Source organism: Candidatus Nitrosotenuis uzonensis, assembly GCF_000723185.1.
Taxonomy (GTDB): Archaea; Thermoproteota; Nitrososphaeria; order Nitrososphaerales; family Nitrosopumilaceae; genus Nitrosotenuis; species Nitrosotenuis uzonensis.
The window spans coordinates 22,811-46,706 of record NZ_CBTY010000011.1; the positions used below are offsets into that span (position 1 = coordinate 22,811).

22 protein-coding genes, 2 tRNA genes and 1 other RNA gene are annotated in these 23,896 nt (G+C 45.4%); 12 read left to right on the forward strand and 13 right to left on the reverse strand.

The annotated features are described in order from the left end of the window. Positions 1–22 precede the first annotated feature (22 nt). From NITUZ_RS08390 to NITUZ_RS08395, 3 genes are all read left to right on the forward strand, one after another. Entirely contained in the window at positions 23–928 is a 906-nt protein-coding gene (locus NITUZ_RS08390; RefSeq protein ID WP_048197163.1) for a TIGR00269 family protein, read from the forward strand. Between the two features lie 41 nt (positions 929–969). Next, positions 970–1,281, forward strand: an RNA gene (ffs, locus tag NITUZ_RS09885) — signal recognition particle sRNA. A gap of 47 nt (positions 1,282–1,328) precedes the next feature. Then, on the forward strand, positions 1,329–1,643 hold the full coding sequence (locus NITUZ_RS08395; protein ID WP_244443852.1) for a hypothetical protein: 315 nt from the start codon (positions 1,329–1,331) through the stop codon (positions 1,641–1,643). Here NITUZ_RS08395 and NITUZ_RS08400 read toward each other — a convergent pair. Together NITUZ_RS08400 and NITUZ_RS08405 are read right to left on the reverse strand one after the other, a co-directional pair. Beyond that, positions 1,640–1,918, reverse strand: a complete 279-nt coding sequence (locus tag NITUZ_RS08400) for an acylphosphatase (RefSeq protein ID WP_048197165.1) — start codon at positions 1,916–1,918, stop codon at positions 1,640–1,642. The two genes, NITUZ_RS08395 and NITUZ_RS08400, sit on opposite strands and share 4 nt — an antisense overlap. Positions 1,919–1,957: 39 nt before the next feature. Further along, complete coding sequence (locus NITUZ_RS08405; protein ID WP_048197166.1) at positions 1,958–2,689, reverse strand: 50S ribosomal protein L2; 732 nt, start codon at positions 2,687–2,689, stop codon at positions 1,958–1,960. A gap of 94 nt (positions 2,690–2,783) precedes the next feature. Between NITUZ_RS08405 and NITUZ_RS08410 the strand changes: the two genes are divergently transcribed. The 3 genes from NITUZ_RS08410 to gatE all read left to right on the forward strand — a co-directional run bounded on the left by NITUZ_RS08410 (position 2,784) and on the right by gatE (position 8,262). Further along, positions 2,784–4,988, forward strand: coding sequence for a CDC48 family AAA ATPase (locus NITUZ_RS08410; RefSeq protein WP_048197167.1), 2,205 nt, complete (start codon positions 2,784–2,786; stop codon positions 4,986–4,988). 70 nt (positions 4,989–5,058) lie between these two features. Further along, entirely contained in the window at positions 5,059–6,336 is a 1,278-nt protein-coding gene (gene gatD / locus NITUZ_RS08415; protein WP_048197168.1) for a Glu-tRNA(Gln) amidotransferase subunit GatD, read from the forward strand. A gap of 21 nt (positions 6,337–6,357) precedes the next feature. Then, a complete protein-coding gene (gene gatE, locus NITUZ_RS08420) occupies positions 6,358–8,262 on the forward strand; it encodes a Glu-tRNA(Gln) amidotransferase subunit GatE (protein ID WP_048197169.1) in 1,905 nt (634 codons plus the stop codon). 9 nt (positions 8,263–8,271) lie between these two features. Here gatE and NITUZ_RS08425 read toward each other — a convergent pair whose 3' ends face one another. Both NITUZ_RS08425 and NITUZ_RS08430 read right to left on the reverse strand, forming a co-directional pair. Further along, positions 8,272–8,526: a hypothetical protein gene (locus tag NITUZ_RS08425; RefSeq protein WP_048197170.1), complete on the reverse strand. Its 255-nt coding sequence runs from the start codon at positions 8,524–8,526 to the stop codon at positions 8,272–8,274. Positions 8,527–8,591: 65 nt separating this feature from the next. Next, positions 8,592–8,676: transfer RNA gene (locus tag NITUZ_RS08430), tRNA-Leu, on the reverse strand. Between the two features lie 84 nt (positions 8,677–8,760). Here NITUZ_RS08430 and NITUZ_RS10210 point away from each other — a divergent pair. Continuing rightward, positions 8,761–8,922 carry a hypothetical protein gene (locus NITUZ_RS10210; RefSeq protein ID WP_177309491.1) on the forward strand — a complete coding sequence of 54 codons (162 nt, stop codon included), beginning with the start codon at positions 8,761–8,763 and terminating at the stop codon, positions 8,920–8,922. Position 8,923: 1 nt separating this feature from the next. Here the strand turns inward: NITUZ_RS10210 and dnaJ are convergent, their stop codons facing one another. The 4 genes from dnaJ to NITUZ_RS08450 are packed head-to-tail and all read right to left on the reverse strand — an operon-like array spanning position 8,924 to position 13,632. Next, positions 8,924–10,012, reverse strand: coding sequence for a molecular chaperone DnaJ (dnaJ, locus tag NITUZ_RS08435; protein ID WP_048197171.1), 1,089 nt, complete (start codon positions 10,010–10,012; stop codon positions 8,924–8,926). Between the two features lie 34 nt (positions 10,013–10,046). Continuing rightward, on the reverse strand, positions 10,047–11,906 hold the full coding sequence (dnaK, locus tag NITUZ_RS08440; RefSeq protein ID WP_048197172.1) for a molecular chaperone DnaK: 1,860 nt from the start codon (positions 11,904–11,906) through the stop codon (positions 10,047–10,049). Positions 11,907–11,921: 15 nt separating this feature from the next. Then, the gene (locus NITUZ_RS08445) at positions 11,922–12,461 is read right to left on the reverse strand and encodes a nucleotide exchange factor GrpE (RefSeq protein WP_244443853.1); all 540 of its coding nucleotides are present in this window, start codon (positions 12,459–12,461) and stop codon (positions 11,922–11,924) included. A 28-nt stretch (positions 12,462–12,489) separates the two neighbouring features. Continuing rightward, positions 12,490–13,632 carry a hypothetical protein gene (locus NITUZ_RS08450; RefSeq protein ID WP_048197174.1) on the reverse strand — a complete coding sequence of 381 codons (1,143 nt, stop codon included), beginning with the start codon at positions 13,630–13,632 and terminating at the stop codon, positions 12,490–12,492. A 66-nt stretch (positions 13,633–13,698) separates the two neighbouring features. Here NITUZ_RS08450 and NITUZ_RS08455 point away from each other — a divergent pair, with 66 nt between their 5' ends. Next, positions 13,699–14,721: a DUF354 domain-containing protein gene (locus tag NITUZ_RS08455; RefSeq protein WP_048197175.1), complete on the forward strand. Its 1,023-nt coding sequence runs from the start codon at positions 13,699–13,701 to the stop codon at positions 14,719–14,721. 60 nt (positions 14,722–14,781) lie between these two features. Next, positions 14,782–14,854, forward strand: a tRNA-Gln gene (locus NITUZ_RS08460). A 7-nt stretch (positions 14,855–14,861) separates the two neighbouring features. Here NITUZ_RS08460 and NITUZ_RS08465 read toward each other — a convergent pair. Beyond that, complete coding sequence (locus NITUZ_RS08465; RefSeq protein WP_048197176.1) at positions 14,862–15,623, reverse strand: ABC transporter permease; 762 nt, start codon at positions 15,621–15,623, stop codon at positions 14,862–14,864. Beyond that, a complete protein-coding gene (locus NITUZ_RS08470; RefSeq protein ID WP_048197177.1) occupies positions 15,607–16,542 on the reverse strand; it encodes an ABC transporter ATP-binding protein in 936 nt (311 codons plus the stop codon). The genes NITUZ_RS08465 and NITUZ_RS08470 overlap by 17 nt, the downstream gene beginning before the upstream one ends. A gap of 77 nt (positions 16,543–16,619) precedes the next feature. Here NITUZ_RS08470 and NITUZ_RS08475 point away from each other — a divergent pair, with 77 nt between their 5' ends. After that, entirely contained in the window at positions 16,620–18,017 is a 1,398-nt protein-coding gene (locus NITUZ_RS08475) for a single-stranded DNA-binding protein (protein ID WP_048197178.1), read from the forward strand. Here the strand turns inward: NITUZ_RS08475 and NITUZ_RS08480 are convergent. Then, a complete protein-coding gene (locus tag NITUZ_RS08480; RefSeq protein ID WP_048197179.1) occupies positions 18,014–20,761 on the reverse strand; it encodes a DEAD/DEAH box helicase in 2,748 nt (915 codons plus the stop codon). The genes NITUZ_RS08475 and NITUZ_RS08480 overlap by 4 nt on opposite strands. 108 nt (positions 20,762–20,869) lie before the next feature. Next, complete coding sequence (locus NITUZ_RS08485; RefSeq protein WP_048197180.1) at positions 20,870–21,520, reverse strand: helicase HerA domain-containing protein; 651 nt, start codon at positions 21,518–21,520, stop codon at positions 20,870–20,872. A gap of 109 nt (positions 21,521–21,629) precedes the next feature. Here NITUZ_RS08485 and NITUZ_RS08490 point away from each other — a divergent pair, with 109 nt between their 5' ends. Together NITUZ_RS08490 and metK are read left to right on the forward strand one after the other, a co-directional pair. Next, positions 21,630–21,872, forward strand: a complete 243-nt coding sequence (locus NITUZ_RS08490) for a U6 snRNA-associated Sm-like protein LSm6 (RefSeq protein ID WP_048197377.1) — start codon at positions 21,630–21,632, stop codon at positions 21,870–21,872. Between the two features lie 12 nt (positions 21,873–21,884). Beyond that, positions 21,885–23,042, forward strand: a complete 1,158-nt coding sequence (gene metK, locus NITUZ_RS08495; RefSeq protein ID WP_048197181.1) for a methionine adenosyltransferase — start codon at positions 21,885–21,887, stop codon at positions 23,040–23,042. On the opposite strand, the gene NITUZ_RS08500 is transcribed toward metK, so the two are convergent. Beyond that, positions 23,037–23,882 carry an SDR family oxidoreductase gene (locus NITUZ_RS08500; protein ID WP_048197182.1) on the reverse strand — a complete coding sequence of 282 codons (846 nt, stop codon included), beginning with the start codon at positions 23,880–23,882 and terminating at the stop codon, positions 23,037–23,039. The genes metK and NITUZ_RS08500 overlap by 6 nt on opposite strands. Positions 23,883–23,896 lie beyond the last annotated feature (14 nt).

A 23,896-nucleotide genomic window follows, 5' to 3' on the forward strand; every position in this document is an offset into this window, starting at 1 on the left:
TTGGGGCCGTAAGACCAAAGCCGTGAAATGCAACAGATGCGATAACACTGCAGCATATTCCAGAAAATATTCTGGCGAGAGCCTGTGCTCTGAGTGCTTTTCAAATTCCATCCTAAGAAAGACTGCCAAGACCATCTCAAAGTACAATATGATAGGAAACGGTGAGCTTGTCTGCGTTGCAGTATCCGGAGGCAAAGACTCGCTTGCATTATTACATGTATTATCCAGAATGTCAGAGAATCACAACTTTGCAATTCATGCAATCACAGTAGATGAGGGAATACCCGGATACAGGGAGGAAGCGCTGGAAATAGTAAAAAAGTTCTGCTCAGATCTTGGAGTCAGCCACAGCGTATATGAATACAAGAAACTTTTCGATCTTACTCTTGAAGAATCGCTCAAGTCAAGGGAAAATGAGAAAACATCATCGTGTTCCATTTGTGGTACACTGCGAAGGAGGGCAATGGATCATGCGGCAAAACAGATAGGTGCCAATGTGATTGCGACAGGCCACAACCTTGATGATACGCTCCAGACATTTATCATAAACACCATCTCAGGAGACACAAACAAGATAGGATGGATGGATCCTGATACTTCTGCAAATTCCTTGCGCAAGATAAAGCCGTTCTGCGAGATTTACGAATCCGAGATAGTCTTTTACGCATTTACAAACAATTTACCGTTCCAGTCAGAACCATGCCCGCATATGAATGAGGGGATAAGAACTGAAATCCGCGAGTTCCTAAACAAATTGGAGAGCAGCCATAGTGGAATAAAAAATAGCATGTACAATTCCGTGGTAAAGCTGTCCCAGATAGTAAGAGAGTCAAACTATAAGGAAAGAACAAAGTGTATCAAATGTGGCACCGAATGTACCGGAACTATATGCTCCGTGTGCAAGATGTTAATCGATCTGAAAGACTAGGCCGAAGACTTTACAAAACCTTGTCCCGTATTATCATCTGGTAGCAGGTAGGATCGGGGCGCTAGCCGTGCCCCATTCTGAAACCGGCTCTATGCAGAGGTCAGTAACTGCTGGATAAATCTCTAGGTGGATAATTCCCGCTTGATGCGCTGAAATGAAATCACGCCGAAGCGGGTGGATGCAGGCCTGAGATTGTCCGAAGGGACAACGCCCAAGGTCGAATTGCCGAAATGGATGAGGTCCGGGAGGGAGCAATCCTAAGGCAAAGTACCCACGCTTCTTCGTCAACGTGGCGGATCTTGCGTGTCTTGAGATGGGGTTACCTATCTAGACTGGAACCAGCAGGGCTGCTACCACTCTATATTTTCAAGAATATATTAGTCAATTTGGAATCATGCTCATGTTCGCAGGCCCCAAGAGAACCTTTGAAGACTTTAAAAGGCAACTAAATCCACATGTGCTCCCTGCATTTGAGGAGCTTCGCTCATTCTGCCTATCTCTTGCAAACACGGTAGAAGATGTGCGTGCCCACAGAATTGTGTTCGGCAAGTCGCTTACCTTCAGATGGTTTGTGGACATGGAGCCTGGAGCAAATTCCATAATAATCAAGATTCAAAGAGACCGAAAAGAACCGTTCAAAACTATCACCGTTATGCTCGATAGTCTGGACGAGATAAAATCGCAGATACGAGAGGCTCATCAAAACATTCGCTAGTACAAGACCTCAAACTTTGAGAACTCTTCCTTGTATTTTTCGTTCCTAATCTCCACATCCTCTACGCGAGCATTTGCCGGCCCTGCATGACACCACTCCACCACGCGGCTGACGTTGAGATCCTCACCTTCCATTACCGCCTCCACCCTGCCGTCCTTTAGGTTCTTGACCCAGCCGAACACGCCGTTCTTTGTGGCCATCACCTTCATTGCCTGGCGGAAAAACACGCCCTGTACCTTACCGGTAATGAATACGTGCACGCGTTGCTTTGTCATTTGAAAAAACTAAATTTTTGATGTTAATAAATTTGGATATTAAGCTCTTTCCTTTACTCTTGCGCGTCCTGTCTTTCTTGCAGCTATGCTGCCGACCTTTGCTCCAGGCGGTGCATTCCTTGATACCGTTCCGCCACCTCCCATGTGCTGGTGTCGTCCTCCTCCGTGCGGATGCACATAAGCTGCCTGTGCCACACCCCTCACTATTGGGTATTTGCGCCCCTTTGATCTGTAGCGTCGCCACTTGTTTCCTGCGTTAAGGAAGGGTCTTTCCGATGTTCCCCCTCCAGCCAGAATGCCTATCATTGCCCTGTTCTTTGGGTTCAGGGTGGTAAAGCTTCCAGACGGCAGCTTTAGTATTACGCCGTCCACATTGTGCGAGAACACGGTTGCCGAGCTTCCAGCCGTCTTTGCAATGGAGCCACCGTCGCCAAAGTGCTTTTCGATGTTGCACACTACAGTCCCGTCAGGAATGTTCTGAATGCTGATGACGTTGCCGTTTGCAATGCCTGCATTAAGTCCAAACTTTATGGTAGAGCCTATCTTGGTGCCCAAAACTGCAGGAATTCTAGAGATAGAGCCGTCCTCGAACCTTACTTTTGCCAGCGGTGCGTCGCGACCCCTCTCGTGAACTAGGTCGATCACGGTGCCGGTGTGCTCTTCTGAAAGCTCAAAGTACGGGTATTTGGCAGGCGCCTGCTTTCCAGTGACTGTTGCGCGGAACTGCATGCCTCCACGGCCACGTCTTCTGACTAGCGGTCGCTTACCCATTTCGATGATGGTTTTGCATTAAGATTTTAAGCTTTGTTTTGTTTGTGTACAAATACCTCCAAAAATATAAAAAATACGCTGAACTGGTATGAATATGAGCCAAAACGTTCTTTCACTCAAAGTTTTAGAGGCATACACCCGGGACGTAGGCCGCGGTGTTGCCAGAATTGATTATGATTCCATGGATACACTAAACGCATCAACAGGCGATGTAATTGAGATAAAGGGAAAGCGCAGAACCGTTGCAAAATGCCTCCCACTTTACCCCTCCGATGAAGGAAAGGGAATCATAAGGATCGACGGACTTGGAAGGAACAACGCAGGCATTGCAATAGGCGATACCATATCAGTAAGAAAGATCAAGGCAGTGGCGGCAGAAAAGGTAGTGGTAGCTCCTCTTGAGGCAATACCGCCGATTGATGAGAGATATCTTGCTGATGCACTTGAAAGCGTTCCTCTCATAAAGGGAGATAATGTCATGGTGCCGTACTTTGGAGGCAGGCTCACATTTCAGGTAATCGGTGTCACGCCAGCAGCGGACGCAGTACTAGTTACACAAAAGACAGTATTCCACATAGCAGAAAAGGGCGAGACCCTAAGGGGAGTACCTCAGGTAACATACGAGGACATAGGCGGACTCACAGACGAGATAAAAAAAGTAAGAGAGATGATAGAGCTTCCACTCAGACATCCAGAGATATTTGAAAAGCTCGGCGTAGAGGCACCCAAGGGTGTGCTACTGTATGGTCCTCCAGGTACAGGCAAGACGCTTCTTGCCAAGGCAGTTGCAAACGAGAGCAATGCACACTTTATCAGCATATCAGGACCGGAGATAATGTCAAAGTTTTACGGAGAGAGCGAGGCACGCCTCAGGGAGATATTCAAGGAGGCAAGGGAAAAGGCCCCGTCAATTATCTTTGTAGATGAGATCGATTCGATTGCGCCAAAAAGAGAGGAGGTAACAGGAGAGGTGGAGCGACGTGTGGTATCACAAATGCTCTCACTGATGGACGGACTTGAAGCAAGGGGCAAGGTAATAGTTATTGCAGCTACTAACAGGCCAAACGCAATTGATCCTGCGCTAAGAAGGCCAGGCAGATTTGACAGGGAAATTGAGATCAAGGTACCAGACAAGAAGGGTAGAAAGGACATACTGAACATACACACAAGAAACATGCCTCTTGTCACAGACGAGAACGACACAGGCTATGTCGATATCGACAGGATTGCATCAGTGAGCCACGGTTACGTCGGAGCTGATCTAGAGTATCTGTGCAAAGAGGCCGCAATGAAGTGCCTTCGAAGATTACTTCCAGAGCTCAACATGGAAGATGAAAAGCTGCCGCCGGAAACACTTGACAAGCTAATAGTAAACAACGATGACTTTCAAAAGGCCCTCATAGAGGTCACCCCGTCTGGAATGCGCGAGGTATTCATAGAGAACCCCGACGTCCACTGGAACGAGATAGGCGGCCTGCAGGAAGTAAAGCAGCAGTTGCAGGAAGCAGTTGAATGGCCCATGAAATATCCTGCATTGTACGCAAGGCTAGGACATAGGATGCCCAGAGGAATTCTTTTGCACGGCCCAAGCGGAGTTGGAAAGACTCTTCTTGCCAAGGCAGTTGCAACAGAGAGCGAGGCAAACTTTGTCTCAGTTAGAGGACCTGAGCTCCTATCAAAATGGGTGGGAGAATCAGAGCGCGGAATAAGGGAGATCTTCAGGCGTGCAAGACAGGCATCACCGTGTGTGATATTCTTCGATGAGATAGACTCTATTGCACCCATCAGGGGCGCAGGAGCAGAGACTGCCGTCACCGAAAGGGTGGTAAGTCAGCTTCTCACAGAGCTTGACGGAATGGAAAATCTGCATGGTGTCATAGTGCTGGCCGCAACGAACAGAGCCGACATGATAGACCCAGCGCTTCTCAGACCAGGCAGGTTTGATAAGATAATCCAGATCCCACTTCCAGATAAGGAAAGCAGAAGGCAGATACTAGAGATAACGACAAAAGCTATACCTGCGGTTACTGAAAAGAGCGATATCGACTATGTCAACTTGGACAAGATATCTGATATGACCGACGGAATGAGCGGGGCTGATGTTGCAGCGATTGCAAACACCGCAGTTTCCATAGTAATTCATGAATACCTGGACAAGCACCCGACAAAGGAAGAGCTTGAAAAGTCATCTAGCAGCGCAAGGGTGACTATGAAGCATTTTGAGGAAGCAGTAAAGAAGGTAAGGGCGCAAAAGGACCTCAAGATAGGCCAAAAGATAGCCGTTCCATACTACAGATAATCTCAGGCCCGATCACCACATGATCGGCCCACAGATAATTTTAAACAACACCGAACTTGTTTTTGTGTAAATGTCAGAGTATAGAGGCTACCATGGCCGCGCCCTACAGTTTCTAAAGGAGAACAACATCAGTGTGGGTGACACAGTCACCATAACGACTGATTCTGAGCATATTGCAACTATAATGCCTAGATACGAGCATAGTGATGACTTGCACATTGTTGTCAAACTCAAAAGCGGCTACAACGTCGGCCTTGAGCTTGACAAGATAAAAAAAATCAAGTTCGTTTCATCCACCCCAGCTGCTATGGTAGAGCAGAGCTCACCGCAGCAGGACCCGTCCCTGCCAAAGATTTTGCTGCTATCCACTGGCGGAACAATAGCAAGCAGGGTAGACTATAGAACAGGCAGTGTTACACCCGCACTTTCCGCGCAAGAGCTTAACGCGTCAGTACCGGAGCTTTCCAGCATTGCCAACATCGATGCAGAGGTACTATTCTCAGAGTATTCGGAGAACATAACTCCGGAACACTGGATAAAGACTGCTTGCAAGCTTGACTCGTATGCAGACTCCGAGTATGCAGGAATCATAGTAGCGCACGGGACAGACACCATGCAGTATACTGCAGCCTTTCTTTCCTTCTCGCTTGCAGGGTTCCCAAAGCCCATAGTACTAGTAGGCTCGCAGAGATCATCAGATAGGCCATCATCTGATGCCGCACTGAATCTTATTGCGGCAGCTAGGTTCATTGCACAGCTGAGGACTCCGGGCGTCTTTGTTGCCATGCACAATAGCCTCTCTGATGACGATGTTGCCTGCCACCTTGGAACTCGTGTGCGCAAAAACCACACGAGTCGAAGGGACGCATTTGAGACAGTCGGCGCCCCCCCTGCATTCATAGTAACGCAAAGCGATATTATCAGCAACCTCAAATCCCCGTATTTTGCCAAAAACAAGTATACTCCAAAGATCACAGTAGACACATCGGTTGTGCTGGTAAAGTACCACCCAGGATACGAGCCGCAAAATCTTGACTACACCATAGAGCGAGGATGCAAGGCGATAATCTTTGAGGGAACAGGCCTAGGACATGTAGGCAAGTCAATGTACGAAATAGTAAGGAAGGCAAGACAAAAGGAGATCTTTGTAGGCATGACATCTCAGTGCATAGACGGTAGGGTGAATATGGCAGTGTACGAGAGCGGCAGGGACCTTCTTAATATTGGCATAGTGCCTCTTGCCGACATGCTTCCCGAGGTGGCATTGGTAAAGGCTATGTGGGCTGCAGGACAGGGCTCGATAAAAGAGATCATGACAAGAAAGATTGCCTCCGAGTTCACAGAATGAGATTTAAGACAAGCAGACCAGATGAGCAACGTGTCAGCAGACCTAGAAAAAATAGGACTCTTGGTAGGACTGGAAATACACCAGCAGCTTGCGACAAACAAAAAACTGTTCTGCAGGTGTCCTCAGCTTGAAACGGACGAATATCCAATACAGTTCACAAGGAGGCTGAGGCTGGCAAAAAGCGAGCTTGGCAAGTATGATCCTGCCGCTGTCTTTGAGTCATCAAAGTCAAAGATCATAAAATATAATGCAAATCCCAAGAGCAGCTGTCTTGTCGAGTATGATGATGAACCGCCGCACTCACTTGATAGCGATGCAAAGGCAACTGCCCTGATAATCGCATCAGCTCTTCACTCCTCAATATTTAACGAATCATATGTAATGAGAAAGATAGTCATCGACGGCTCCAACACATCAGGGTTCCAGAGAACCATGCTTGTATCCCAGGGAGGATACCTGGATGTGGAAGGACAGAATGTCAGCGTGCAGTCAATATGCCTTGAGGAAGATGCAGCAAAGCTGCTCAACGATGCAGAGAATGTACGAGAGTATGCACTTGACAGACTAGGCATTCCGCTAGTTGAGATCGCCCTTGCCCCTGTCAGCGGTACGCCTGCGCAGATAAAAAAAATCGCCCTCACACTTGGCAGGCTCCTTCGGGTTACGCGTCGCGTGGCAAGGGGTATAGGCTCCATCAGGCAGGATGTCAACGTATCAGTAGCAGGCGGTGGCATTGTGGAGGTAAAGGGAGTCCAGCAGCTTGACCAGCTGGAAAAGGTCATCATGTTTGAGGCAAAAAGGCAGCACGGACTGCAGATTGTTGCCGAAAAGCTCGCACATGTAGACATTGAAAAGATATCAAAGGATGGCAACGTCTTTGATCTTTCCGAGTTTTTTACCACCTCAAAATCCAAAATAATACAAAAGTCCCTCAAGGAAGGAGCTTCGATCAAGGCGCTCAGGACAAGAGGCCTTGCAGGAATGTTCGGCTTTGAGCCATATGAGGGGGTAAGGCTTGGACGAGAGTTGGGCCAGCAGGTACGATTTTTTGGAATAGGAGGGATCTTTCATTCTGATGAGCTGCCAAACTATGGAATAGAATCTGCCGATGTGGAAAAAATCAGAGAAAAGCTAGAGCTTGGCAAAGACGACGGATTTCTGATAATTGCAGGAACAAATGAGAAGATTGACTTTGCAATCGATGCCATCATCAACAGGATAAAAGACGCAAAGAATGGAGTTCCAGCAGAGACGCGCGCTGCCACTCCAACAGGTGAGACTGTGTTCTTGAGGCCGCGGCCCGGATCCTCAAGGATGTACCCGGAGACTGACATACCGCCTGTCATTACCAGCAACGAAGAGTTAGAGTTTGCAAGGGCAAACACTCCGATCTCGTGGGACGAGACAATAGCAATGCTGCAAAAAAAATATGAGCTTAACGCGCAGCTCGCAGAGCAGATATTTGATTCCGATTATCTTGATCTTTTCGAGTCCATATGTGCAGACAAGAAGAACAACCCCAATTTTGTAGCATCGGTTCTGTGCTCTACGATAACAAATCTGGAGCGAAGGGGTCTTGATGCTTCACTACTCAAGCCAGAGCAGATAGCAGAATCATTTCAGATGCTCTCTGAGCAAAAGATTGCAAAAGAATCACTTGAGATAATTTACGAATACATAATGTCAGGCAAAATAAAAACAGTACAAGAGTACATCCAAAAATATCTGCATGATGTGAATGATTCCGAGCTTGAGGAATTCATAGGCAAGATCGTATCAGAGAATGTAAATGCAATAAAGTCTCAAGGAGAGCGCGCAAGTGGTATGCTGATGGGTATGGCAATGAAATCGCTGAGGGGCAAGGTCTCTGGCGAAAAAATCAACAAGATATTGACAATAAAAATTAGAGAAATAATAGATAGTTAAGAAACTAACTTATTCTAGTTTTCTTCTTCCAGTTCCTCTTCCAGAGGATACATATCGACCCTTTGCTGATGGTCTTGTGGTCTCTGGCGTGTCCTTTAGCTTGCGTTTGCCGGTTCCTCGTCCGGATATTACGTATTCATCGCCTGCTTTTTCCTTCATCTGTTTCTGGTATTCCTTGAATTTTTCTCCAGACCAGTTTTCATCTTCAGTGTCTGCTGTTCTTCTTGTTGTACCTCGCCCACCAACTTTGATGATTTTGCCCATTGCACAATAGTATGATACACTATGGTTTAAAGTTGTTCATAATAGTCGATTTGTTTTATGATACGTGCGGGAGGTGGGATTTGAACCCACGAACTCCTAGGAGATAAGGACCTGAACCTTACGCCGTTGACCGGGCTTGGCGACTCCCGCAATCAAGGTTTTTTGGAGCCAAAATAAGTTCTTTAGCTTCCTGTCCTGAAAACAGAAAAATAGCCAGTTTTTACACCATGGTGGTTGGAGTTCAAGGAGATATACTGCAATAACTGCAAAAAGACTCTAGGAAAATACAATGTCAAGTATTTTTCCGATGCCAGGATTGCAGAGCTGATAAAATCAAGCCACGGCATGCACTACAGAAGTGGACACCAGCTTTTGATACGCAAGGTTACAAAATGACTTATTTGAAAGAATCGCGCAGTTTTTGGAGCAGTTCCTTTTGGTGCTTGTCAAGCTTTGTTGGAATCTCGACCACAAGGCGCACATATTGATCACCTCTTCCCCTCGATCCTACATGGGGCAGGCCCTTGCCCTTTAGCTTGATTATGGCATTAGGCTGGGTTCCCTCCTCGACCTTGATTTTTTCCGGCTTTTCTAGAGTGGGTACCTCTATGTTTGCCCCAAGGCATGCATCTGCAATGGTAATCTTTGCATCATAAAAGATGTCAGCTCCGTCTCTTTTGAAGAAAGGGTGTGGTTTTACCCTCACGCGCACGATCAGATCTCCGCTCGAGCCGTCCTGAACGGACTCGCCCTCGCCGCTTATCACGTAATCGCCGTTATCTATTCCTGCAGGAACTTCAAATGAGAGATGTTTTGTACCCTTTACCTTTCCTGTCCCTCTGCATTCAGAGCAGGGCTTTGTAATTATCTGACCCTGACCCCTGCACTTGCTGCATGGTTGCACGGTCATGAAAGTGGAAAATCCCATGTTTCGCGTTATGCGAATCTGACCCTGACCCCTGCATGCTGAACATGTTTCTTTTTTTGTCCCTGGTGCGCAGCCGGTTCCCTTGCAGGTATTACAGTCCACGTTTTTTTTCAGCTCAATATCGAGCCTCTTTCCATGGAAAACATCCTCTAGTGTAAGATCAGCCTCGTACAGAAGATCTTCGCCTCTTCTGCGCGAATAGCCGCCAAATCCGCCCGACCTGCCAAACAGCGACTCGAAAATAGAGTCGAATCCTCCAAATCCGAAATTTGAGAAAATGTCATCAAAATTGCCCCTTGCTCCCTGGAAGATATCTTCTGTGGAATAGCGGCCTTCAAGTCCTGCGTGTCCGTATTGGTCGTATACTTTGCGCTTTTCCGGATCCGAGAGAACCGCGTACGCTTCGGATATTTCCTTAAAGTGCTCTGCTGCTTCTGGCGACTTGTTTCTGTCAGGATGAAACTTGAGCGCCAGTTTCCTATACTGCGACTTTATTGTGTCTGCAGAGTCAGACTTGGAGACGCCTAGCACCTCATAGTAATCTCGTTTTGCAGACATTTCTCATTTTAGCGGATAATCAGCAATAAAATTATTAGCTTGCTCCAGAGCCCTGAGATTTTTGCTCTGATGGGCCGCCCTGCTCTGATGCCTGGCCAGCCTGTTCTGGGCCGCCCTGAGGCTGCTCCTGGTTTGGCGGCGGCATATTCTTGTAAAGCTCAGTTGTAATCTGGTTGACCAGAGTCTTGAGCGCATCCAGTTTTTGTTTTAGCACATCTGGCTCTTTGTCAAGCACTTCTTTTACTTCCTTGATCGCCTCTGATATCTTGATGCCTTGTTCCTGTGTTACCTTGTCCTTGAGGTCTTGTGTGATCAGTTTTTCTGCAGTGTAGACAAAGCTTTCTGCTTCGTTTCTCAGATCTACTGCCTCTTTTTTCTTCTTGTCCTCCTCTGCAAACTTTTCTGCATCCTGCCTGAGCTTCTCAATCTCATCCTTTGATAGCTTGGAGCCTGCCTGTATTGTGATCTTGGCCTCTTTTTTGGTTCCAAGATCCTTTGCAGTTACGTTCAGGATGCCGTTTGCATCGATGTCAAATTTTACCTCGATTTGTGGCACGCCCCTTGGCGCTGGCGGTATGCCAGTAAGGTTAAAGCTTCCAAGTGATACGTTATCAGCTGCCATGGGCCTCTCGCCCTGCACCACATGTATGGTAACCGCAGTCTGGTTATCTGCCGCAGTAGTGAACACCTTGGTTTTCGATGTCGGAATTGTAGTATTTCTCTCAATTATCGGCTCACGCAGACCCCCGAGCGTCTCAACGCCGAGAGTAAGCGGTGTAACATCAAGTAATACGATATCGCTTGTCACATCGCCAGCAATTATTCCGGCCTGGATTGCAGCTCCCATTGCAACTGCTTCCATTGGGTCTACGCCGGATTCCGGATTCTTGCCAATTACATCACCGACAAATTTTTTGACAAGCGGGATTCTGGTTGGGCCTCCCACCAGAACTATTTTTGAGACATCGGATGCGGAAAGTTTTGCATCTCGTAGGGCGTTGTCAATTGATGTTCTGCATCTTTCAACTATCGGTCGTATTAGCTCTTCAAACTTTGCACGGGTGAGCTTTATCTCAAGATTCTTTGGCCCCGAAGAAGGATCATATGATATGAATGGAAGGTTGATATCAGTTTCCATGACAGTTGAAAGCTCTATCTTTGCCTTCTCTGCTGCCTCCCTAACTCTTGTCATGGCAGTGCTGTCTTTGGTAAGATCAATTCCCGTGGTCTTTCTGAATTCGTTGACGACATAGTCAATGAGAGTTTTGTCCATGTCTGTGCCACCAAGCTGGGTATCGCCAGAAGTGCTGAGAACCTCAAATACTCCTCCTCCCATCTCCATTATTGTGACATCAAGTGTTCCACCACCAAGATCGAACACCAGAATTTTCATGTCTTGACCTGCCTTGTCAAGGCCAAATGCAAGTGAGGCTGCAGTCGGTTCGTTGATTATTCTTACCACGTCAAGGCCAGCAATTGTTCCGGCATCTTTTGTTGCCTGCCTTTGGTTGTCATCAAAGTATGCAGGTACTGTGATTACTGCCTTGTCCACCTTTTCACCAAGAAACGCCTCTGCATCCTTTTTGATTTTTTGAAGTATGAATGCTGAGATCTGTTGCGGCTTGTACTCTTTGCCCTGGATTTTGTAAGTATAATCAGTTCCCATCTTTCTTTTAGCTGCCACTATGGTGTTATCTGGATTGGTCACAGCCTGCCTTCTTGCCGGCTCACCTACTAGCAGCTGGCCGTCTTTTGTGAAAGCTACAACTGATGGAAATGCCTTCCCGCCAATTGATGTACCCTCGGCTGCCGGGATGAGCGCAGGCTTGCCGCCCATCATCACTGCCGCAGCAGAGTTGCTTGTTCCCAGATCAATTCCTATTATTTTTGCCATTTTTTATCACTTAGATTATTTTGATTGTGGTTTTTTTGATATTTCCACTAATGTCGGTCTTAAAGTCTTTTTATGAGAAATATATCCTTTCCTGATTTCCTTTGTTATTGTGTTCTCATCAAGATTGGCATCCTCAATTACCGCTATTGCCTCATGCAAGTTTGGATCAAATATTTCGCCCAGCGCGTCGATCGGGAACACCTCATATTCTGCAAGCAGCGACTCGGTATTCTTGAGAATTGAATCAAGTCCCTGAGCGTTCGGGTTTTCTTTCTTGAGTATTTCTTTTGCACGTACCAGATCATCGTAGATGGTCAAAAAGCTGAGCAAGAATTTATCGAGCTTGGCGTTTATACCGCTCTCTATGTCAGCTCGGGTCTTTTTTTCCAAGTTCTGAAAATCAGCAAGTGATCTCTTTAGTTTGTCCTGACATGTAGCAAGCTGCTGTTCCAGCTCGCTTATTTTCTGATTCAGTTGAATATCATCGTCCTGCGAAGTCGGCGGTTCATCCCCCCCTTCAACCGGCACTTCTTTTTTTATCTCAGGCTCTTCCAAATCAAGATTAATTTTTAGAGTTCTAGTTTTATTCTTTGTGCGAGATTTCGCAAAGGGGGTTAGCCTTGATCACTATGAGGTCATTGTCCTGCTTTTTTCTGAGATTCTCATAATCGTATTTTGAGCAAATTACAAGTATGGTAGTTTTGTCGTTATGGAACAGATCCAGATTCGGATCCCCGTATGCTTCTACGTCACCGATATAGTCACGCAATTTTACTATCAGATTCTGCAGCATCTCGATTTTATCGCCACGCATTTCGTGTTGGTCAAGCGACCATGAAAGTGCAATCTTTGTTCTGCTTGCCTTCAGATCGTTTTTTTTCAGAGTTGCCCTAATCTCGTCGATAAGTCTTTTTATGTATCCGTCAATTCCTTTCAGACTTCCGTTGATAATGTACATCAGCGTGTTGGCTCCTTCAAATGATGTTCCAAGGGAGCGGAGATCGTACAGACCGTTTACCATATCATCTAAGAATATGTTTTGGAACTCGTCTGACTGCAGGTCGGTCTTTGAGTTTTCGTCTTGGGCAAACTTGCATACTTCTACTATGCTGCAAAGCGAGGAGAATCTGGAAAGCACGTTTATTGCATGAAAGTGTTCTGCAGAAGGGATCCCCACAAATGAAATTTCTTTTTTTCCTGTAGACAGCAGGCTTGCAAGTGTGGCATCCTGTTTGCCGTTGTAAGAGCCTACAACTTTTGGTGGCTGGTTTCCGCCTCCAAGAGGATAGTAATAGTAATTGATAGATTTTCCCACCTCGTGTCCTGTGACGTGCTCCAAAAGCGAGATGTTCTCAGAATTTCCGCCGATTCCAGTCGGAAGTGTGTAAATCACGGAACTGCCTTTTTTCAATGAGGATGTAGCATCTTTGAATTTAGAGTGTACCTCCGTCTTTGTCTCCTGGCCAATCTTTCTTATGCGTGGCGCAAAAAACAGGTACTGCGATTTTGATATTGCCACATCGATTGGCTCCATTGCCAGAAGCGGCTCATCCTCCTTTAGCGATGAGACGTTTGGATACGTCTTGGCGATCTCTGCCTTCAAAGATATTGCAGATTGCGACGATTCGTCGATTATGAACACGTTGCTGCCTTTTATTGCCATCTGACAGGCAATTGCATATCCTTCCGTGCTCAACCCATAAACAACAACCCTATCTGATGCCAATTCATTGGTGCTAAGTATAAGGACTAAGAAAAACTTATTGTATCATTGTATCACAGTGCACCTATCTTGAGGATCTGGTTTGACATTCTTACACCAAAACAAGTCTTGTTTTTTGAACCAATGATCAAACGATTGCAGAAAAACAACAGGATTCTTTGCACATCAAGAAACTATCGCGAAGTGGTAGCACTTGCAAGATTGAAGGGAATGAAAATGGAATTTGTCGGAAGGCATGGCGGCGCAGACAAGGCAACAAAGCTTACTGCCAGTCTAAATCGCATGATCACTCTTGCAGAAAGGATACAGCGCTTTGGGCCCGACCTAACAATCAGCTTTTGCTCACCTGAGGCATCAAGAATATCCTACGGGCTTGGAATCAGGCATGTTGCATTCTGTGATTCTCCGCATGCCGAAGCCGTAATGCGCCTATCTGTGCCGCTTGTGCAAAAACTGCTCATACCATGGATAATCCCAAAAGAAGAGTTTGTCAGATTTGGCATTGCCAAAAAGGACATAATCCCGTACAAGGCAATCGATGCTGCCGTCATTGTAAGAAACGCCAAGAAGAGCAGATATCGTGGCAAGCGCAAGAAAGCCATTCTGATAAGAATAGAAGAGGAGCAGGCAGCGTATGCAAAATCAGATTACAAAAAAATATCTGATATCATAAACAGAATTGCAAACGAGTTTACAGATGAAGATGTGGTTGTGCTTCCAAGATATAAACAGCAAGTCAGCGTTCTAAAAAGAGAGTTTGGAAGTAAGATAAAGATTTTAGATAAAGTAACTATAGGAAGCGATCTTTTGCAGAACACCGACGTTTTCGTAGGCTCTGGCGGCACCATGACTGCAGAGGCCGCGCTGTTTGGGATACATACAATATCATACAATGCAGTACCAAATCTGGTGCTAAACTACCTTGTCAGAAAAAAACTTGTGCATCTGCAGCCAGACCCAGCCAAGATCACAAATTTGGTGGCAAGACTTTTGCATTCAGATAAGGATACAGTGCGAGCACGCGCAAAAAACACTCTAATGTCCATGGAAGATCCTATAGAGAAGCTCAACGGCATAATCAAATCAAAGTAACTGTTCGCGCACGCCATAGAAAATATCAATAATAGGAGTTTTTGAAGGTGGATAACGGGAAGCCCGGTAGTGTAGAGGTCAAGCATAGGGGCCTTTGGAGCCCTTGACCCCAGTTCGAATCTGGGCCGGGCTACTTGTTCTTACAAATCTAGTCTGGTCAACAGCTTGATTGCAACTATGAATAAAATTGCGGCGGCGCTAACAAGTACTGCCATTTCCATCATGACAAATTCCGTAAAGTGGCCAAATATTCCGGCGCGTATTATATCAACAAGATATGTGAGTGGATTAAGATAAAATCCGGTCGCAAGCGGCTCTGGCGCACCTTCAGCAGGATAAAATGCAGTACTGACAAACGCAAAGAAAAGGAATACTGTGTTAATTATCACGTTGAATCCCTCGCTTGATCTAAGGCGTGTTGAGATTATCGATGCTATCGAGCCAAACAGTATCGAGCCAACTATTGATGCAAACACCAGAAACGGTATTGTAAGAAGGTTGAACTGGGCTGATGTGAAAAATAGTGGGAACCCGATTGCAGTGATAAGAGCTGCGCTGATAAGCCCGACAATTCCTATCGTATACACGTTGCTCAGAATATAGTTGCGGCGCGTAAATGGCCCCACCAGAATCTGCTCGAACATGCCATGTCGCCTGTCGTTCCAGATTATTATGCCAGATACCAGCGTGCTGTTCATTATGTTAAATCCTATCATGCCAGATGCGATAAATGCAGGATAGTCTAGCACAACACCGCCAAACGATACAGAGTCTATCAGTGCTGTATATGCGAATCCGGCAACGAAAATGTAGACAATGGGAAATAACACCTGCCAAACAAGAAATCCAGGGTTGAGCGAGATCGTCAAGTTCCTGTTTACTAGCCTAAGAGTCGGATGCATGTGTATCTACCATCTTTAGGAATATCTCTTCAAGCGTAGTCGGCATTGCGGAAAGATCTTCAACTGTAATGTTGTTCTCAATTAGTATTTGCAAGATCTGCGATAGTACCAGCTCTGACTTTGAGGATTGGATTATTATATCAGTTCCCGTGTCAAAGCGGATAGTGCAGTCAGGTATGCCATGTACGAGGTCTGCCAGCTCATGGTGCCTCTCAGAGAGGCGTATTTTGATGGTTTTCTGCTGCCCGAATGTGTTCTTTAGTTGCTCTGGAGTATCGACAGCCAGTATCCTGCCCCTGTTTAAAACGGCAATCTCATCGCATAGATATTCTGCCTCGGTAAGCACGTGTGTAGTGTAAAATATCGTCAGTCCTGTCTTTGCCTTGTTTTTTAAAAAATCAAGCAGTCTCCTTCTTGCGCTAGGATCAAGTCCGACTGTGGGCTCATCCAAGAATAACAAATCCATATCATGCATAAATTCGCGCGCTACCTGGACTCTGCGCCTTTGCCCTATTGAAAGATCCTCGTTTTTGCGCTTTCGTATCTCTCCTAGGTCAAATACATCTATTAGCTCTTCTGTCCTGTCAATGCGTGTTTTTCTTTCTACATTCCACATCATACCATATTTTTCAAGTGATTTTTCCACAGAAAGGTTTGGCTCGTAGCTTGGCTGCTGCAGCACAACACCGATTCTTTTGCGCACTTCAAGCGGATGCTTGACTGCATTTATCCCAAGAATCTCGATGTTACCGCTTGTGGGAGGAACCAATGTTGTGAGCAGCTTGATCGTAGTTGATTTGCCAGCGCCGTTTGGACCCAAAAACCCAAAAACGCTCCCGGATCGGACGTCAAGATCTATTCCATCCACTGCGATCACGCCGTCATATGACTTTGCCAGTGATCTTGCAATTACAGACATGGTTTGGATAGTTTATTCCTCTAATTTAGACGATCAACTGAAGATTTTTTTAGTACGCACCATTACCAGATCTTAACTTGTCCGAATTTGACTCGCTTCTCTCAAAATTACTCGAGCAAAGGCCCGAGCTATCCAGATCCGACGTGGAAAAACTGATCGCCCAGAAAAAGGAAAAGATAGGGGCCGGCTACCTTACCGATCAGGGCGCATTATTTCTGGTTGCATCAGATCTGGGTCTTGTCATCTCAGAGCCCGTAAAGACAGAAATCGGAATAAAGGATCTTTACTCAGGTGCCAAAGAGGTCACCTTACAGACTAGAGTTCTTAACGTCTCACCAAAAAAACAATTCTCAAGAAAGGACGGCTCTCAGTTCATGTTGCGAAACATGACCGTATATGATAATGATTCGTCTGTCACGGTAAAGCTGTGGGATGAGAAGGCCAACCTTCCAGAGCTGGCAGACATCAAGCCGGGCGATCTCATAAAGATAATCAAGGCGTATGTGAAATCCGATCTTAATGGAGAGCCGACAGTCAATGTTGGCTCTGGTTCTTCCATAGAGCGCACCATGGAGGAAAGCGCCATTCCCTCGCTAGAATCGCTCACAAGGGATGTAAGCGATGTCAGGGACGGGGAGAAAAATCTCATCGTTTCCGGAATTATTGACGGCAGTATATCTTACTCGCAGTTCACAAACATGCGTGGCAACCAAGGAAGCGCACTGCGCATGAGGCTGAAAGGAAAGGACGGGCGATCAACTAGAGTCGTCCTGTGGAACAAGATCGAATCTGACATTCCTAAAGTAATCCCCCCGTCGGCCAAGGTAAGATTGCTTGGAGTCAAGACTCGAATGAATCAGCAAGAGCTTGAAATCCATGGAAGCGAGTCCACCATAATAGAGATAGACTCCAGTCAGCAGATTGAACCGGTTGTATTTCGAATCATATCATCACTGAAAAATGAGAGCGGCCAGAGAATTATTCTTGGAGTTGACAAGGAAAGACGACTCTTGAATATAGTAGATACTGCAAACATCACCTCGTCATTTTCTCCAGGTGAGATCGTAGAGTGCATGCCATCAAAACTGTACGGTAGCAACATTACAATCGACTCTGACTCTTTTGTAAGAAAAGTGGATGCAGAAAACATTCCGCAGCCATCAGAGCTTAGGACAAAGATTGCAGATGTCAGACCAGACAATAATTATTATTGTGTGGAGGCAATTATACTCAAACCCCCAGAAAGGCGCAACATCCAGACAAAGTCAGGTGAGACAATAACCCTCTCTGAGATGTACATTGAAGATGACACTGCCCAGATATGGGTAAAGGGGTGGAGAAACCAGGCAAGACTTCTTGATGGATGCTCCATTGGAGAGATAGTTGCAATATCAGGTGTGATTGGAAAGCCAGGGCTTGAAGGCAGAACAGAGCTCTCTCTTACGCAGTTTTCCTCCATACAGAAAAAGAACTAGTCCCAGAATCCCCTAGTAGTAACATAGAGCCTTTCTGCTTCGTATATCTGCCTGTAAAGATTCTCCTCGTCCACCATGTTCTTAAGTATCCTCGATGCCGTGTCCGCACCCACGCCATACCCTGAGAGCACAACAAGGGCCGTCTTGCCAAAGTTTGCCAAAAGTGAAGCAACCTTCCAAGCCCTTGAAAACCTATGGTTTTCTTCTGCGGTGATCTTTTTTCCTGCAGCCTTTTTTTGAATTATCTTGGCAAGTTCATAATCAGAGTAATATGTGCTTGTGATTTGTCTTGCCTTGCAATACGGGCATACCGGAATCCGCTCGATCTCGCCTGTGTGTATCACTTTTTCCCATCTGCCGCACCTTGCACACACGAGTCTGTGGGTTGTTTTAAACAGCCTATTCTTTACAAGATCAAGCAGTCCCTTGTCGATGTTTGTAGGTGATGAATAATATTTTGCAGTGTGGTCCAGTATGGGCTCGGCAAGCTTTGAGAATTTTGATACATCAAGCCAGTGTATTCTTATCTGGCCGGCCCTTATATCATCAAGAGTTTTTTTGGTTGCCTCAATATCATATTTGTCGTGAAATAGTTCCCTGAGTGCTTCTCTTACAAGGGGTGTCTTTGCGTATCTATCAAAGAGAAATCTCGCGGATTTTTTTTCATACACTGCGCCGCGGCCGACGACTCCGAACTTTTTTGCTACATTCCATGTTCTCCAGCTTACATTGTGTGTTCCGTTAAGAGAAGCCGATACAATCTCGTACAGATTGTAATTGTCGGCCAGTATTTGTCTTACCTGGTTTTCAGTTACACGCCCCTTTGATGATATTACTATTCTGTATGCATCGGATCTTGATTCGACCTGAAATCCCGTGTTAGATGATAGCATAGATGATAGTACCAGCGCAAGTGTGGCATTGATTTTTGTTCCAAAGCACGCGTGCAATACTATGATGCCCTGGCCTTTTTGCGATTCGGCAACAATGTTTTTTTCATCAGGGATTATAGGCATGTCAAGCTGCACAATCACGTTATCGGGCAGATTGAGTGTGCCCGATTTGATCTTGGTTCTAAAGTGGCCGACTTTTGAGGCAGTTTTATAGTCGACTGGTATGTTCTCGCCTTCCCAGTATGGAACAGTGGTGCCGCCTGCACGTATAGGCTCCACGTTTACCTTCTGCGCTGATTCATCCACGTTTATTATTTTCCACTGCATTCCCCTAAGTACAAAGATGTTCCCGGGCTCGCCATGATCTCCAACAAATCTCTGGTCTAGGCTACCGATTATCTTTTTTGTAATCGTATCAAAGACTTTGAATTTTAGTATGTCCGGAATGGTTGAGAGATTCTCAAAGTAATATCTGTAGCACTTGGAGGACTTTCTAAAAGACATCTTTTCCCTATCAAAGGAAACAAGAAAGTTGGAATCAAGAAGATCCAGAACATCTGCCAGATCCTCAAGCGTGATGTTGCGAAACATGTAAGAGTTTTTTATAATATCAAGTGCAAAATCAACTGTGACTTCCCCCATCTGCATTACAATTCCTACTAGGTGGTGCGCCAGAACATCAAGTGAGCCGTCGTGAATCTTCTGCTCCTCAATTGATCCCTGCCTGATTCTTTCCAGTATGGCAGTGGTCTCAAGCTCATCATCTACATTGTTTGTGATGATCAGCCCTTTTGCAGATGAGTGTTTGTTATGTTTGCTTCTTCCTATTCTTTGCATGAATTTTGAGACTTGGCGCGGCGATCCATAGTGCATTACAAGCTCAACTGATCCTATGTCAAGGCCTAGCTCAAGCGATGACGTGCACACTACGAGTCTTGACTTGCCAGACTTGAGGTTTTGCTCCGTCTCTTCGCGCACCTGTTGTGATAGTGAGCCGTGGTGCAACTCTACAGATATTGGCGATTTTTCACGCAAGATGGAAGCAAGGAACTCTGCCTCCCCCCTAGTGTTTGTAAACAAGAGTACAGGCGAGTCAAGATTTAGCTTGACAAGATAATCTATTATAAAGTCAGCAACCTCGTTTATTGTCCCGTTTATGTGCTTGATTTGAACATCATACTTTCTTATTGTGTTGTCACGGATTATCTGGCATTTCCGTTTTGTGCCCACAAGGAATTTTGCTGCATCGCTTGGATTGCCCACAGTTGCGGAAAGTCCTATTCGCGTCATGGGAAGTTTTGTATTAAGCTGGAGACGCTCAAGGCTCACGGACAGTTGAGCTCCTCTCTCATTTGAGAGCAGATCGTGTATTTCATCGATTATTATCCATTCAAGCTCCGATAGCGCCTCTAGCATTTTTTGCTGCGTTAAGAGTATGACAAGTGTTTCCGGTGTGGTGATAAGCACATCGGGTGGATTTTCTGTTATCTTTTTTCTTGCGTACTGCGAGGTATCACCGTGTCGTATCTCGATGGTAAGACCTTCGGCCTCGGCATACTTGATCACTCTCTGGAATACATCTCGATTAAGCGCCCTTAACGGCGTCACATAAAGAGCCTTTATTCTACCGGCTTTTCTTGTTGGGGAAACGGATGCGAATGCAGGAATTACAGAGCATTCAGTTTTTCCAGAACCGGTTGGTGCAATTATCAGCGAATCTTTCTTTTGTATGATTTGAGGAATTGCCCTTTTTTGAATCTCTGTTAGCTGTGTAAAACCAAGGGAGGAAAATTTGGCAATTATTGAATCAAGTTGTCTGTTGTGCGTCTTTTCGTGATTTGGCTCGCTCATAGACCATTATTCCAATGACTCCTATTGCAAACAAAACTACAGTTATGATTGGTATGGAGTCGAATATTCCTGCCATGTCCAGTATGATTGCTGGCTAAGTTAAATAGCTTAAGTTGCTTCCACCAAGCCTTCCTTTACTATTTTGTAAGAGAATTGTCGCTTTGACGAGTTTGAGGTTACCACCCCCTCATATGTAGAGTCTTTTTTTGAGAGCTTTATCTTTACGTGCGTGAAGATGCTGATTACAGAATCCATATTTTCCTTTTCGGCCTGATCAATCTTTCTTACCATGTTCACTGTTATTATCGGAATTTTTTTTGTCATGGCAGCTCTTGTAAGCTCTCTCATGTGCTTGGCAAACTGTGTAGTTTTTTCCAGTATTTGCTCTTCCTTGGAATATTCAAATGAGAATAGGTCAGTTATGTTATCTATAACTACAAGCGAGAAATTACTTGAGTATATTTCAGATACGGCGTCCATCTGCTCTCTGGTGTTAGTCGGCCTCGCTACAGTTATCCTATCAAGGTATGACTGCTCTAAATTTCTTGCCGCCAAGAGCTCCACTAGACGCTCCGGTCTGAAATCCCCTGTCGTATCAATGTAGAATATCTTTCCTCCTTCGGCTAGTGATTCTGCAACTATCTGTAGCACAAGCTGTGTCTTTCCGGTTCCACCTGCTCCGAAAATATCAGTGATAAGACCGTTTCTTATCCCTCCCCCCAAAATATCATCCAGTTTTTTAATTCCGGTTCTAATCATTCTTGGATCATCTCAGAGAGGTTGAAAAAATAAACAGATCTGCCCCTATTTTCACAATAGGCAAAGCTTTTATTCTGGTTACCAAGCTAGCATGACAAGAGAACATCCATTGTCACAAACAAGCGTAAAAAAACCATTGACAACATTGCAAAAGAATACGAAAAAGAAAGTCACGGTTAGACTAAAGAATGAAGTAGAGTACAAAGGCAAAATGGATAATGTCGATTCTTACATGAATTTGATCATGACCGATGCAGAAGAGCTTCATGACGGTAAAATTATTGCAAATTACGGCAGGGTCATAGTTAGAGGAAATAACGTACTATTCATCAGACTCGAAAACGAACTGTAGGCGTTTATTTCCATGGGTAGGAGTTTTCTTTTCACTTCGGAATCGGTAACAGAAGGCCATCCCGATAAGATCTGCGATAAGATTTCCGATGCCTTACTTGATGAATTTCTAAGGCAGGATCCAGATTCTCGCGTTGCAGTAGAGACAATGACCACCACGGGAATTGTGGTTGTGGCAGGCGAAGTGACAACAAAAGCAAAATTCGACATACAGGATGTGGTAAGAAAGACTATCAAGGAGATCGGCTACGACAGGCCAGAATACGGATTTGATGCTGATTCGTGCAGTGTTCTGGTTTCAATACATGCGCAAAGTCCGGACATATCTCAGGGAGTCACGGCTACTCAGAACAAGGATCAGGGTGCAGGCGACCAGGGTCTGATGTTCGGATATGCAGTTAACGAGACAGACGAGCTCATGCCGCTGCCTATACTCATAGCTCACAAGCTTACAAGACGATTATCAGAGGCAAGAAAAAGCAAGGAGCTGCCGTGGGTCAGGCCAGATGGCAAATCCCAAGTTACAGTAGAGTATGAGGATGGAAAACCAAAGAAAATTGAGACCATAGTAATTTCAACCCAGCATTCTCCGGATATTGAGAATTCCCAGATACGCAGCCAGATAATTGAGAAGGTAATAAAGCCAGTGTGTGGAAAATGGTGGAATGATAATATCAAAATTCACGTAAACCCCACAGGCAGGTTCGTCATAGGCGGACCCCCTGGTGACTCGGGGCTTACAGGAAGGAAAATCATAGTGGACACTTATGGCGGGGCAGGCAGACATGGCGGGGGAGCATTTTCAGGAAAAGACCCTTCAAAGGTAGACAGATCTGCATGCTACATGTGCAGGTATATTGCAAAAAATATCGTGGCAGGAGGACTAGCAGAAAAGTGTGAGGTCCAAGTAGCATACGCAATAGGTGTGGCAGATCCGGTATCCCTTATGGTAAACACGTTTGGAACATCAAAGATTCCAGAAGAAGACATTGAGAATCTAGTAAGAAAGCATTTTGATATGAGACCAGCTGCCATAATATCCCAACTTGACCTGAAAAGACCCATCTACAAGGACACCGCAGCGTTTGGGCATTTTGGAAGGACAGATGTTTCATTTCCTTGGGAAAAAACTGACAAGGCGGATATTCTCAGAAAGGCAGCAGGGCTATAGAACCGGCGCGTGTATCTTAAATCCGCACAGCCTTTCTAGCTTTTCATAGTTGCCGGTATAGTCACCGACAAGTATGTTAAGGTCATCAAGCCCGTAGGCGGCAGCAGAGGGTCTGTTTAGTGCATCGTAATACGCCTTTTCCAGACTGATTTTTTTTACTTTCACACCCTTATTTTTTGCAAATCTGTTTGCAAAGCTTGCGAAGGTGACTGTCTTTGGCCCGACAAGATCCACTATTTTGTTTGAGAGTTTTTTGTTGATGACGCATTCCAGTATGATTTTTGACACATCAACTACCGATATTGGTTGCAGCCTGTACGAGCCAGTACCAGGAATTATTATTGCGCCATGACTTGCCTGCCTTGCTAGATTTTTAGTGAGCGGATCATCCTTTCCGACAATATAGGATGCCCTGAGTATGGTGTAATCAAGTCCGGATCTGATGATTTGCCGCTCTGCCCTAAACTTTGAGATAAAATATCCAAATGTAGTGCTTGGGTGAACTCCCAACCCGCTTATGTAAACAATCTTTTTTATTTTGGATTTTTTGCAAAGAGATATCATATTGTTTGTAATATCGACGTTCACAAGATCATAATCTGAGCTTGCTGTCTGCACGCCTGTTCCTATCAGATGTATTAGGGCTGTACATCCTTTTAGTTTGCCTGCAAGGTTTTTTTCCACAAGGTTGGAAAAAACTATTCTTTTTTCCAGACGGAACTGTTTGTGTTTCTTTCGTGCCAGAGTGGTTACCGGAATTTTCTTCTCAGATAGAAATCTGCGAAGGTTTCTTCCCACAAATCCGTTTGAGCCGCTTACTGCTATTCTGATTTGTTCCACTTTGTTTGAATGTA